10 protein-coding genes are annotated in these 12,820 nt (G+C 58.4%); 2 read left to right on the top strand and 8 right to left on the bottom strand.

Annotation, left to right across the window (positions count from 1 at the left end; translation table 11 throughout):
- Positions 1–28: 28 nt before the first annotated feature.
- The 6 genes from QQ658_RS14260 to QQ658_RS14235 all read right to left on the bottom strand — a co-directional run bounded on the left by QQ658_RS14260 (position 29) and on the right by QQ658_RS14235 (position 7,225).
- Positions 29–925, bottom strand: coding sequence for a glycosyltransferase family 2 protein (locus QQ658_RS14260; RefSeq protein ID WP_286025501.1), 897 nt, complete (start codon positions 923–925; stop codon positions 29–31).
- Positions 926–1,044: 119 nt separating this feature from the next.
- Positions 1,045–1,902 carry a glycosyltransferase family 2 protein gene (locus tag QQ658_RS14255; RefSeq protein WP_286025500.1) on the bottom strand — a complete coding sequence of 286 codons (858 nt, stop codon included), beginning with the start codon at positions 1,900–1,902 and terminating at the stop codon, positions 1,045–1,047.
- A gap of 35 nt (positions 1,903–1,937) precedes the next feature.
- The gene (locus QQ658_RS14250; RefSeq protein WP_286025499.1) at positions 1,938–4,001 is read right to left on the bottom strand and encodes a glycoside hydrolase family 99-like domain-containing protein; all 2,064 of its coding nucleotides are present in this window, start codon (positions 3,999–4,001) and stop codon (positions 1,938–1,940) included.
- Between the two features lie 8 nt (positions 4,002–4,009).
- Entirely contained in the window at positions 4,010–4,762 is a 753-nt protein-coding gene (locus QQ658_RS14245; protein ID WP_286025498.1) for a rhamnan synthesis F family protein, read from the bottom strand.
- A gap of 307 nt (positions 4,763–5,069) precedes the next feature.
- Entirely contained in the window at positions 5,070–6,395 is a 1,326-nt protein-coding gene (locus tag QQ658_RS14240; RefSeq protein ID WP_286025497.1) for an ABC transporter ATP-binding protein, read from the bottom strand.
- Complete coding sequence (locus QQ658_RS14235; RefSeq protein ID WP_286025496.1) at positions 6,395–7,225, bottom strand: ABC transporter permease; 831 nt, start codon at positions 7,223–7,225, stop codon at positions 6,395–6,397. The genes QQ658_RS14240 and QQ658_RS14235 overlap by 1 nt, the downstream gene beginning before the upstream one ends.
- A gap of 363 nt (positions 7,226–7,588) precedes the next feature.
- Here QQ658_RS14235 and QQ658_RS14230 point away from each other — a divergent pair, with 363 nt between their 5' ends.
- Positions 7,589–9,133, top strand: coding sequence for a DUF2142 domain-containing protein (locus QQ658_RS14230; RefSeq protein ID WP_286025495.1), 1,545 nt, complete (start codon positions 7,589–7,591; stop codon positions 9,131–9,133).
- A gap of 16 nt (positions 9,134–9,149) precedes the next feature.
- Here QQ658_RS14230 and rfbA read toward each other — a convergent pair whose 3' ends face one another.
- The gene (rfbA, locus tag QQ658_RS14225) at positions 9,150–10,019 is read right to left on the bottom strand and encodes a glucose-1-phosphate thymidylyltransferase RfbA (protein WP_286025494.1); all 870 of its coding nucleotides are present in this window, start codon (positions 10,017–10,019) and stop codon (positions 9,150–9,152) included.
- Between the two features lie 199 nt (positions 10,020–10,218).
- On the opposite strand from rfbA, the gene QQ658_RS14220 reads away from it, so the two are divergent.
- Complete coding sequence (locus QQ658_RS14220) at positions 10,219–11,286, top strand: glycosyltransferase domain-containing protein (RefSeq protein WP_286025493.1); 1,068 nt, start codon at positions 10,219–10,221, stop codon at positions 11,284–11,286.
- 82 nt (positions 11,287–11,368) lie between these two features.
- Here the strand turns inward: QQ658_RS14220 and QQ658_RS14215 are convergent, their stop codons facing one another.
- Complete coding sequence (locus tag QQ658_RS14215) at positions 11,369–12,802, bottom strand: sugar nucleotide-binding protein (RefSeq protein ID WP_502928920.1); 1,434 nt, start codon at positions 12,800–12,802, stop codon at positions 11,369–11,371.
- Positions 12,803–12,820: the final 18 nt, after the last annotated feature.

Here is a 12,820-nt window from a genome sequence, read left to right as displayed (position 1 = left end):
CACAATTCGACGCGCCCGCAGCAGCAGGTCAGTCGGCGAGGCGACCCATGCGTCCGCGGATGCCGTCACGAATGCCTCGCCACAGCATGCGGCGGCGCTCGGGCAGCCGGTCGACCAGCAGCGAATTGAAGGCGACGTATTTCGCCAGCCAATAGCAGTACCGGACGCGCCAGCGCCAGGGCATCAGGTTGGTCTTGATCAGGTAGATCGTGTTGCGCGCCAGGTAGTAGTTGCGGAACGGGGCGTGTACATGAATGGGCTGCGCACGCCTGGGCAGCTGCACTACCTCGTCTCCCAGGGAGTGATGCAGATGGGCGCTGGGCACCGCCACCAGCCGGTAGCCTGCGCGGCGAGCCCGCAGCCCCCATTCGAGATCGACGTGGTCGATGAACATCGGCTCGTTCATGCCGCCGATCTCATCGAGCGCCGAGATCGTGATCAGGCACCCGGAGGCGATCAAGAACGCCACATCCAACTGTGGCCGGCTGAGTTCTTCGGCAGTGGCCCGCTTCGGGCTCCATGTGCGTGCCATGTAGACCAGCTGGTCGCCGCCTTCGCGGTCTTCGGCGGCCAACGGCCCGGCGGCCGCGATGCGGGGATCCTGCTCGATGGCCGCGAGTAGCTTGGCGACCATGCCGTCGTCCGGCAGCGAGTCATGGTCACTCAACAACACATGGCTGGCGCCGAGTTGCCGGGCCATCGCGATGCCACGGTTCTGCGCCGCCGCGATGCCCAGGTTCTCTTCGAGAGCGATCAGCCGCGACCCAGTTCCTTCGCAGGCGAACCTGACCATGGTCAGCGCATCGGTGCCCGAACCGTTGTCGACGACGATCACCAGGTCGCACTGCCGGTTGAGCTCGGTCAGCAACCCACGCAGGCCCTCACCGGCGCGATAGGTGACGACGACCGCCACGATCTTGGTCATCGCATACCCCTCACACTGTTAGGTGGACGCCGCCACGCGCCCACCGTGACACCACCGTTGGCCCTGGCCATGGCGAGCCTCGCGCGTCCGGTGGTCACCAGATTTTGCTGCATGTCGTCTCAGCCTTGCCTGCGCGCGACGAAGACCTGCAGCTCTTCACGGGCCTTCAGCCCGAGCCACAGCAGCGCCCGCAGCGGCCACTGGTACCAGGCGTCATAGATGCCGTTCAGGTAATGCATCGCCGAACGATGGTGGGCCCGCAGCATGGCTTCGGGCTGCTGTTTCCAGCTTTTCCCCTGGTCATGGACGATCTGTGCGTCCGGAATGAAGACGCTCTGCCAGCCCGCCCTGGCCAGGTCGTCGCCCAGCTGGGTGTCCTCGAAGAACATGAAATACGACTCGTCGAAGCCGCCGATCTGCTCGAATGCGGCCCGCCGCAACAGCAGACATGACCCCGAGAGCCAATCGACTGGGTGGGCGCTCGCCACCGAGGAGTTTCGCCGGTAGGCCTGAGTGAACGGGTTGGCCGGCCAGATGCCGCCGAGCAGAGCGTGCCCGATGCCTGAGACGAGCCTCGGAAAGTGCCGGGCCGATGGGTAAACGAGACCTTCCGGTGTGTGAATCAGCGGGCCGAAGGCTCCACCCTGGGGCCAGGTGCCGGCAACCTCGACCAGTGCGTCGATGGAATGCTCGCCGAATCGGACGTCCGGGTTGACGACCAGTATCCACTCGGCCTCGGCCCCCCGGGCGCCCAGGTTGGCGGCAGTTCCGTAACCCAAGTTTGCTCCCGGACGCACAACTTCTGCCCCGGACGCGGCTGCCACCTCGTCGACGACTTCGGTTTCGGTGCCGTTGTCGACGATGACCAGCTCATAGGGATGGGAGCAAGCCGCAGAAAGCGAGGCGACCATCCTGGCCAGCTCCGGGCCAGGATTGAACGCTACGGTCACGATGCGTAACCCGGGTTTGCTCTGCATCATGTCAGGTTAGGCCCGCGCCTCTCCACGCGACCTCAACACCAGACTGCATCTCTGATTGCGAGTAAGTAGGTCCTTCCGAATCGGGTAGTGGGCTCCAGAATCGCTCCTTCTGCCCATTCATTCCAGGCATTGATGAATACCAGCCGGTCTTTGGGCTCACGAGGCAGCACTGCAGAAATCAAGCCCATCACCCAACGGTGGAAGGTGTAGGGATTGGACCCGTACCAGGTGTCCGCCTTCCACTGCCGGCGTGCGGTATTGTCGAATGTCACCATCGCACCAGGGTAGTTCTGATTGGACAACTCTCCCGTCATTGCCAAGGATGCATCGACCGTGGCTGGATAGCTCATGAAGTTGCCTCTCCACCTTTGATCGAGCCCCACATCAGTGGCAGGACCTGCGACCCATGGGAGATTGTGCGGGGGGAATTGCAGGGTCCCGTCGAGCCCCAGAGACGTCACGTCCGCGCCTACTCCATCGAATTCGTCGGCAACCGCAACTGCAAGGACAAATAGCTCGCCTACTCCTGCCTCGCGAGCTCGCTTCCGCCATGTAGAAACCACATCGGGAAAGTTCTTCATCTGTCCCGGACGGTAGACAGAGATCAGTGCCTTGCCATCGACCCTCATATAACGGGGATCCGATAAGAACTCCATGATATCGTCAATAAAATCCTCGGCAGGGATCCTAGAATAATCTTGGCCGATCAAAATATCTTGCGATCGTCCGTCCCAGCGTCGAGTCCAATTCTCATTGGCCCACATGATCGAATACGGCATATCGACATCAGAAGCACGCATCTTCTCGATGGGAAGGTTAAGCAATCTTTCGCCTGAGAACCAGTAGTAGTAGTACATAAACCCGGCAATCCCGTGCGCCTTCGCCAGATCGGCCTGCTTCTGGCGAACAGAGTCAAGAGCGAGATCATAGAAGCCAAGGTCCGTCGGAATCTTCGGCTGATAATGACCGCGATATCCGGGTATCGCACTCGTCACATTCGTCCATTCCGTAAATCCGTCACCCCACCAACGGTTGTTCTGTGGGGAATCATGAAACTGCGGAAGATAAAATGGGACAATCTGGGCACGAGCAGATCGTGGCGCTTCGCGCCCGAAACGGAGATAACCTTCTGTATCATAGGACGAATCGACTGAAAGTACTGCCAGGTCGCTAATCTCGGCCAAAGACAGCCCTGCCTCCTCGGTCAGGATACCTATAATCCGCTCCAAAGCGTGAGCAGTCGTGCCATCAACTTGCCCTGATTCCTCATCGAAATCAGCGCGCTGCAAATTCATTGCCCGAAGGCCCTGCAATAGAAACCCGCGAATCCAATACATTGAGCCCGAGGCGAACCGCAGGCGGTCATGGTCCAATGACATCTCTAACCGTCTGAGCAACTCCTCGGATATGCGCTGGTCTCCACCCCAGAACTCGGAACCCACGATGCTCTCATCAGCGGTAACGAGACCAATGGAAGAATCAGCTGCGAAGGCATTCAGTATGTCGATCGGCCGCTGCGCAGTACCCACTAGGCCATCAAGGAACTGGTCGTTCCAAGTGGCCCCGCTTCCGGCAAGCTCAGTGTGCGCTTCCCGCCACGGGCTCTTCTTCGTGTGCATCTTAAGGACGAGTTCATAGGGATCCAAAGCCCCTGAGTTGACTAACTGAACCAGCGGGAAGATATCGCGGCCGCGATTCTCCACATCCACGACCACGGCATGCCCCATCCTCTCAAGATCAGTTGGTATCTCAATCTGTTTGCCCGAGGCATTTGTGAGGAATAGATCAAAATCGATCGGTATGTTATGCAAGCAAGAAAAGAGCTCCGGTAGAAGGTCCTCGTAAAAGCAGTGGATAACGACCGCGAGTCTAGCCGGCTCGTCGATAATGAACTGGTCGTCTACGCGCCACCTATCTGGAAAGCCGGAATCTTGTCGACCTCCCTGACGAAAGACGAAGTTGGAGAAGTCAGCGCAATGCTTTACTTGAAAACCCCTAACGCTGCCAGAAACTAGATAGTTCGCCAGGGCGCTTCTGCCCTTCGCAAGTTTATGTTTGACCCGCCGCTCAAGTCCTGCAGGCACGATCTTAGACATATTGTTCCTTACCACTCATTTACATCGGCGTCGAATCGTCTCTTGATATATCGTTGGGCTTCCACAGCCTCACTCATGGTTGACGGATGGGTCATGATGGTGCGCTTCAAAAACGGTACATCCGTCTCAATCAGATTCCTCCAGCCATCAACCGTCGGATTCCCATTCGGCACGCCGAGCTCCGGCCCGGTCACCCAGGACTGACTCGAGTACGCTTCAGAAAACGCCAACCTCGATGCACCGATTTCATACTGCTGCACGATTGCTTCTTTGTCGGGCTCGACTTTGACTGAGTTGAAGAACTCAACCCAAGGCTCGTCCGCCAGAATCCCTCCGCGAAACGCCAAGAAATAGCTCTGCATATGCTGCGTGAACTGGAATGATTGCGTCAGTGCACGAATGCTGGGCCCAGGCGAAGCCGCCCATTCCAGCAAGTGATCAATCGGTGCGAACGGCCCTAATAGCGAGTCGTTAGTCAGTAGGACTGTGTCGCATGCGCGGATCTGTGGGTACTGGTTCATCAGGTCCGCCCACGACCCAAAATCGTAGCCGATATTCGGCCTTCTCACGACGACCACCTCGTCCGGGATCCCATATGGGAACTCAAGCGGACGCCGATCACTGCATACAGAAATCACCATGGGAAGGTAGGCATTCGCCGCCAATGCATGAAGATATGCCGACAACGATTGTGATTGCACTGAAGTCGGCGAGTATTGAGCGACCAAAACGACCCGGTCGGGCAGGGCGTCGACTTCCAAGCGGCCTCGCTCTATTCTTAGACCGCTTGATGTGTCACCGATAACGAGGCTTCCACGGCGTCTCATTTGCGCAGCTTCCTTGCCACGTTTTTGGCCTTGCGGAGAAAACTACCAACCCGCCATGACTCCGATTTGCGCAAAGTGTCCAACTGGTACCAGCTATCTTCGAGCGATCGTTTCGTGCGTCGAAGTTCCAACTCAACTTCCTCGGTCCGCCTCCGTGCAGAAGAGAGCTCTCGCTGTGACTGCCGGAGGGCAGCGCGTAGCTGACGGATTTCTTCTTCCACCTTGTCGTGCCGCTCCCCGCTCATTCCGCCACCTTACGTACGCTTGTTTTCCCACTAGGGCCGGGATCACTCGGGATGCCCGCCGCTCTACTCCACGTTCCGGTCGGCAATTTCACGAGACCAGGCTCGGTGGTGATGCTGTCAGCGCGCACGATCATTTCCGTCTGCCGATCCGAGTAGTCATACATTTCGCCATCCCTGACAAAACAAGTCGTCAACCAGTAGCGACCTTCCTGGATGATCAGGTTGTCGATTGCGTAGTCAATGAACGTGGTTCCGCTGGGAAGATCATAAAGACAGCCAGCACTCTTGGAGTTCGGGCCCGCGACCGTTATTCCTCCATCGGTCACAAAACCGAGACCTAGCTCGACATCATGAAGAGCCTGCTTGGCATGCACATGCACTCGGATCGTTGCGCTCGCCCCCGAAATGAGGAACGGGATGGTCTTCCCGTCCCGGTCCAGGAAATCCACGCCTGTCATCCTGCATGCGCCGTTTCCTTGGTTCAACTTGTATTGGTCATCCTCCGGTGCCTCGCCGGCATCTACTTGCTCAAGTGCGCGCTTCTCGGCTTCTTTCACGTTGACAGACTGCAAGTATGCAGAGACGACGGTATCGGCGTCACCGATCATCTGAACGTCGCCGCGATCAAGCCAGACCACCTCGTCGCACATCTCACGGGCGAGGGACAGCGAATGGGTGACCAAAGCAATCGTGGTGCCCAGCTCGCGTAGGTGCCTCATAAAATCGAAGCACTTGCGCTGGAATTCTTCGTCGCCGACCGCAATGATCTCGTCGACGATGAGAATCGTTGGGGTGATCGCCACAGCGACCGCGAACCCCAAGCGTACGGTCATTCCTGATGAATAGACTTTCACGGGTTCGTCAATGAAGTCGCCAATATCAGCGAAATCTATGATCCAGTCGAGAGATTCATCGATCTGTTTCCGGCTTCTCCCCAGAATTGCGCCGTTCAGGTAGATATTCTCCCGACCGGTGAGCTCTCCATGAAAGCCAGCACCTAGCTCAAGAAGTGCATCGGCTTTATCAGAAACAAGAACCTCTCCCGACGTTGGCCTATAAACTCCAGCCAAGATCTTAAGCATGGTTGATTTTCCGGATCCATTATGGCCGATTAAGCCGAAGGTCGTCCCTTTCTTCACCTTGAAAGAAACGTCGTCCAGCGCATGAAACTCCTGTTTCTTTGTCGACCTGCCCCGAACGAAGCGCTCTTTAAGGGAGTCGCGCCTATCGGCATGCATGGTGAACGTCTTCGTCACGTTGTGCACTTCGATCGCGTACTCCGGCGAATCTGTAGAAGTGCCGATCTCCTCCAGCCCGCTCATCAGATTCTCTCTCCCAGATCAGAACCCCACCGTCGGCAGACCCAAATCGCGCCAAGCACAGCAAGGAGAGCCCAACCACAGGCTGCCAACCAACTTACAATCGAGCCAGGGTTGAGCTCGTACAGCAGGCTCCGGAACAATCCGATGAACTCTGCGACAGGCATCGACGTAACGAGCCGGCGGGCTGGCAGCCCAAACACCACCTCCGGCACGATCTCCGGGTTGTAAATGATCGGAGTCGCATAGAACATCAACTGCAGGAACACGCCCACGAGATGAGCTAGGTCCCGCACATGAACATTCCAGACCGCCAGCATGACCGAAATCGAAGCGGTGAATATCATCAGTAGGACGAGCAACAACGGAACGAGCAACCACGTCCAGCCCACGTTTCCAAGCACGAGAAGAGCAGCGAGCAGAATGCCCATCTCGATCGCAGACTGCACACCAACCGCCAAACAAGCACCCAGGACGGGAGAGTATGCCGGAAAGTACACCTTTTGGAGGAGGCCGCCTGCGCCCAACAACCCGCTGATTCCGGCGTTAACCGAATTCTGAAAGAAGCTCCATACGGTTAGCCCCGCGAACAACCAGATGGCGAAAATGCCAACGCCCTCATGTCGCGAAGCTATGCCAGGGGGCTCCATCTGGAAGAGCCCGCCAAAGATCACCGTATAGATGCCCAACGAGGCAAGCGGTACAACCAGCGACCACACCCAACCCAGCGCGGTGCCCTTGAACTTCGACTTGAGATCACGATTGCCAAAAGCTCTGATGAGATTCCACTGCTTCAGCGGTGGCTGAGATACCCGCACATTGGTCTTTCCCACTACTACCTCGATTGCCTAGCTCGCGACTACAACCCATGGATGTCGCCCACAGCTTGCCGTGGAGGACGTATGGCTAACACATGTGGCGGCCGACATTACAGGCGCCTTCCGCTTTACGTTTCTCGCGGCTGCACTTGGTTCACCGCTCCCTAGCCCGACCCCGCCTAAGCCTGAATACACAGGGCAAGTGTAACCAAACGCCCTAACGTTACGCCGCCGGCCAGTCGAGCACCAGATATACCAAGGTGCTCCATTCGAGCGGGGCTCCACCCGATGAAGACTTGCGACAGCATCTGTTGCCTGCGACATCGATCCCTTTTGCCGGCACCTTTGGCTGCATACAGGTCGCGTAGCATGTGGCCTGTGGAATCTGTCGACACCAAGACTGCATCTTCTGGGAACCCAAAACCACTGAACTACATCCTCGTAGTGGGTGGCTTGCTAGCGCTGCTCACGGGACTGGCTTGTTGGGCGATGTCGTCACCCACTGGGGCTTCACCTGACGAGGACTACCACCTCGGCAGCATCTGGTGCCCACGGCCAATCGAAAGCTCGGGTTGCAGCTACGAGACAGAGAACGATCAAATCGTCAGCGTCGACGTTCCGCAGTCGGTCGCGAACCCGATGTCCTGTTATATCCGGCACACCCAGCAGAATGCTGCCTGCGCCGATGCACTGTCAGATTCAGCCTTCCAACCTACTGACCGGTTCGACAATGGGACCTATCCACTCGGCTTCTATCACGTCAATCATCTTTTTGTCGGCCCAGATGTAGACCGCTCCGTGACCTCAATGAAGGTCTTTAATGCCTTGCTCGGGCTCGGAGGGCTTGCCCTTGCATCAATACTGGCACCTCCCAAGCTTCGTCATTCGGCAGTGGTAGCAGCAACAGTTGCCTGGGTGCCGATGGGCGTTTACTTCATCTCATCGGTCAACCCCAGCTCCTGGTCCATTTCAGGTTGCCTTATCTATGCCGTTGCCCTGATAGGGGCCGTTGAATCCACGGGAAAACGCCGCTGGGCGCTGCTCGCCGTGGCCGGTTACGGGGCCTTGCTTGCGATCGAGAGCAGAACCGATGCCAGAATCTACGTTCTTGTCATCAGCCTCGCCATATGGGTATTCGTTCGCATTACACGGAAGAGACTTCTTCTCCTTACGGCGTCAGCTCTGGCTTCGATTCCCGGTCTCCTCGTTTTTCTTCCCACAGAAGGAGGCAGTCAATTCACAGGATCCGGCGGCTGGCCAATGAGTGAGTGGCCGTTGCCCAAGATATTTGCATATAACATCATGAGCCTGCCGGAGTATCTGGGTTCACTATGGGGGTTGCGGTGGGGCCCGGGATGGTTCGATGTGCCACTTCTTGGTTGGTCCACCCTCACGATGATCGCCGTCGCTGGTGGCGTGGTCTTTGTAGGTATTCAGGAGCTCTATTGGCGCAAGGCCTTGGCAGTGGTGCTTATCTCAGGTGCGCTCTGCGGTATCCCGGTTGTGAGTCTTACGCTTCGCCACGTACAGCCGGTCATTTTTTATCAGGGCAGGTACCTGCTGCCTCTTCTTGCGGTCGTATTGCTGTTGTGCCTAGCCCGCCAGGGCGCCCGGTCATTCTTCCTAGCACGCGGGCAGTTAGCACTCATAGTCGTAATATCCGGTGTTGCCAATGCCCTGGCCTTGCGCAGAATAATCGCCCGCTACGCCTCCGGGGTACTGACCGAGGACTACAGCTTTGCAGTCTTCAACCCGCAGTGGTGGCCCTGGCCGATTTCGATCGATGCCTTCTGGGCAGTTGGTTCACTGACAATGGCGATCGGACTGTGCTGTCTCTTGATAGCGTCAGCACGGTCAGTCAAACTACTCCAAAGCGACGGGGACCGCGCGATGACACCCAAGCGCGCAGCGCGAGCAGACTAAGGTGTCTGCCTCGGCGTCACCGTCCTTGCTCCACCAGCCCACGCAGGTACGCACCGTAACCTGACTTCACGAGTACCTCTGCTCTGGCGAGCAACGCCTCGTCGTCCAACCAGCCCTTGCGCCAGGCCGCCTCTTCGGGGCAGCCGACCTGCAGACCTTGGCGGGCCTGAATCGTGCGGACGAAGTCACCCGCGTCGTTGAGCGAATCGAACGTTCCGGTGTCGAGCCAAGCTGTTCCCCGCGGCAACACTTCGACGTGCAACTTGTGCTGCTCCATGTAAATGCGGTTGATATCGGTGATCTCCAGCTCCCCACGTGCACTGGGTTGCAGGTTGCGGGCATAGTCGATGACCGAATTGTCATAGAAGTAGAGGCCAGGCACCGCCAGATGCGATTTCGGCTGAGTCGGCTTCTCCTCGATTGAGATCGCCATGCCTTCATCATCGATCTCAACCACTCCATAGGCCTGTGGATCGGCCACCCAGTACCCGAAGATCGCCGCACCGTCGATGTCGGTGTACTGGCTCAGCCTGGTACCAAGTCCGCGCCCGTAGAAGATGTTGTCGCCCAGCACCAATGCGGCCGAATCGCTACCGATGAAGTCGGCACCGATGGTGAATGCCTGGGCCAATCCCTTGGGCTCTGGCTGCACAGCGAACTGCAGATTCACGCCGAGCTCTGAGCCATCGCCGAGCAGACGGTGGAAGGGCTCCGCCTCGTGCGGGGTGGTGATAACCAAGACATCACGGATGCCAGCATGCATCAGAGTCGACAGTGGGTAGTAGATCATCGGCTTGTCATAGACCGGCAGCAGCTGCTTGCTCGTCGCCTGAGTTATCGGGTGCAGGCGGCTTCCGGTGCCGCCGGCAAGGATGATGCCGTGCATGGGGCTTTCTCCCTAGTCTCGCATTCGCCGAACCCTGCGTGGCGCGGACACGTTATTCGTTCAGCCTAGCGGTAAGGAGCGAGAGCACCACAACCGAAATTCGACTACCCATCCATCTATTCTTGCCTGCGCACCGAGACGATCCTGGAGCCCGTGTTCCGTCCTCGTCGAGAACATCAAGACTCATACACTCGTCGTTATGAGAGTCGTCTACTCAGCGCTGCTTGGCGAGTATGAGAATTTGAAAGAACAGCCAATCGCAGCAGCGACAACAATTCCGTTCATCCTCTTCACCGACGACCCCACGCTTGGCAGCGATACCTGGAATGTGCGGCTCATCACGCCTGAGTTCCCGATGGACATCGTCCGTTCGTCACGGGATATCAAGGTTCTCGGGCACCCCGGTCTTGAGGACTTCGACGAGACACTTTGGATCGATAATCGAGTTGAACTTCTCGTCGACCCTGATCAGATCCTGGACGAATGGCTGGCGCAGTCAGATCTAGCCCTCTTTGAGCACTCCTTTCGGGACGCACTCATCAACGAGTTCTATGCGGTTGTCAACGAAGGCTACGACGACCCGTCGCGTGTTTACGAACAGCTGATTCACTACGCCGAAACGAAGCCAGAAATCTTGGACGAGAAGCCGCTGTGGACAGGCTTGATGGCTCGCCGAAAGACCCACGAAGTAGACGCAGCAATGCGGCTCTGGATGGACCATATCTTGCGTTACTCGCGACGTGATCAGCTTTCGGTTAACCTGGCCATCAGTGATCTCGGTGATCGGGTGGCGCGAATCAACGGAGATAATCTCCATTCAGAATGGCACAAGTGGCCACTTCTCGAGCATGACCGTCGACTCAAGCGTGACAAGTCACGTCCGAGGGATGCCTTCGTGCATTCGATCCGAGCACCGCTTTCAAGGCTGTCTGAGATAGAAGGGCCGGTTCGGGAGTACGTGCGCCAGCTCGAGGAGACAGCGACCGAGCGGGCAGCAGTTATCGACAACCAGCAAGAACAGATCGACTCGCTGGGCCGGGAGATCGAATCACTCAGCAAGAAATCCCAACGGGACCTCAGCCAAGCCGAGGCCGAGGTCAATACGTTGCGAGCCGAGCTCGAAGCGCTTCGCGAAACACACTCCACGCTTCAAGCTGAAGCCAATTCCCTACGCGCTCAACTAGCTGGCGCAATCCAGCGGAGTGCGCTCGTGCGCCTGAAGCGACGCCTGTACCCCTTGGCGCAGCGCCTCGGCGTTCGCCCATAGTCGGGAGATAGGCCTAGCCACGCGGGTCAGCACTTGCCACACGTCTGTCCGGCCCGGAATGCGTGCCTCACGAGGGCCGAGATCAGCGTAAGTACTCCTGCAGGTACTCCCGGAGGCGCTGATCCGCAGTTGCCGGAACGAAGCCGGTTGCCTCGATCTTGGTGAGATCCATGGTGCTGTTCAACGGACGCGCAGCGACCTGCTTGCCTGCGAAGTACTCCTCGGTGCTGATCGGCGAGACCTGGCTCGGGTCATGACCGGTAAGTTCGAAGACCCGTGCCGCCACTTGCTGCCAGCTGGTTTCTGGGCCCTCATTCGACAGGTTGTAGGTGCCGTATTCGGCACCGGTGCTGAGTAGATGGATGATGCCTGCCGCCAGATCTGTGGTGAAGGTCAGCCGCCCGACCTGGTCGGAAACCACTGACGGGCTGATACCTTTTTCGGCGAGCCCGGCCATCGTGCGAACGAAGTTCTTGCCGTCGCCCACCACCCAGCTGGTGCGGACCAGATAGTGCTTCGGGGTGGAGACGATCGCGGCGTCGCCGCCGGCCTTGGACTGCCCGTAAACGCCGAGTGGGCTCGGCGGCTCGGCCTCGGTGTGCGGGTTCTTGGTGCCGTCGAAGGTGTATTCGCTCGAAATATGCACCAGCGTGATTCCCTGTGCCGATGCAGCGCGTGCCAGGTTTGCCGGACCCCCCGCGTTGGCCTTCCAAGCAGCGGGGCGCCCTTCGGCGGTCTCGGCACCATCGACATTGGTCCAGGCGGCGGCATTGATGATCACCTCGTAGCCCGCCCAGTCGACACCGGCCATCTGCTCGGCGTTGGAGATGTCGAAGTCGGGCAGGTCGACTCCGTCGGCCGCGAATCCGGCCTCAGGCAGCTGCCGCATCAGTTCGCGACCGAGCTGGCCGTTGGCTCCGGTGACCAGCACCTTCTTTGCGGGAGCGCACGCGACGGCGAACGGCTTCACATCAGCAAGCCTCGGATGGCCTTTATCCTTGTCGGACTGGATGGCCTGATCGAGCGGAATCGGCCAATCGATGGCGACGGTTTCGTCCGCAAGATTGAGGAAGGTGTACGAAACCTCAGGGCTCCAATGCGCATTCACCAAGTAGGTGTAGGCGGTATTGGGCTCGAGGGTCTGGTAAGCGTTGCCGACACCCTTCGGCACGTAAACAGCAACGCTCGGGTCGATCTCGCAGCTGTACACGGCACCGAAACTGGGGCCCTCCCGCAGGTCGACCCAGGCTCCGAAAACGCGGCCGGTGGCCACCGAAATGTACTTGTCCCACGGCTCTGCATGAATGCCGCGGGTCACGCCGACTTCGTCGTTGAACGAAATGTTGTTCTGCACGGGGCCGAGATTGGGCAGGCCGAGCGCCATCATCTTCTCGCGCTGCCAGTTCTCCTTGAACCAGCCTCTGTTGTCTGCGTGCACCGTCAGATCGATCCGCAAGAATCCCGGGATCGGCGTCTCTTCGATGCGCAGTTGCTTGCCAGCCTCAATCTCAGCCACGGTGATGCGTCCTGTCTT

It is taken from the genome of Propionimicrobium sp. PCR01-08-3, assembly GCF_030286045.1.
In the GTDB taxonomy this organism is placed as follows: domain Bacteria; phylum Actinomycetota; class Actinomycetes; order Propionibacteriales; family Propionibacteriaceae; genus Brooklawnia.
The sequence above is the reverse complement of the archived record's forward strand: the minus strand, read 5'-3'. Positions and strand labels throughout refer to the sequence as shown.

Coding starts and splice junctions, on each gene's coding strand:
- rfbA (WP_286025494.1), bottom strand. CDS start 10,019: ATGCACGGCATCATCCTTGCCGGCGGCACCGGAAGCCGCCTGCACCCG.
- QQ658_RS14255 (WP_286025500.1), bottom strand. CDS start 1,902: ATGCAGAGCAAACCCGGGTTACGCATCGTGACCGTAGCGTTCAATCCT.
- QQ658_RS14240 (WP_286025497.1), bottom strand. CDS start 6,395: ATGAGCGGGCTGGAGGAGATCGGCACTTCTACAGATTCGCCGGAGTAC.
- QQ658_RS14220 (WP_286025493.1), top strand. CDS start 10,219: ATGAGAGTCGTCTACTCAGCGCTGCTTGGCGAGTATGAGAATTTGAAA.
- QQ658_RS14250 (WP_286025499.1), bottom strand. CDS start 4,001: ATGTCTAAGATCGTGCCTGCAGGACTTGAGCGGCGGGTCAAACATAAA.
- QQ658_RS14260 (WP_286025501.1), bottom strand. CDS start 925: ATGACCAAGATCGTGGCGGTCGTCGTCACCTATCGCGCCGGTGAGGGC.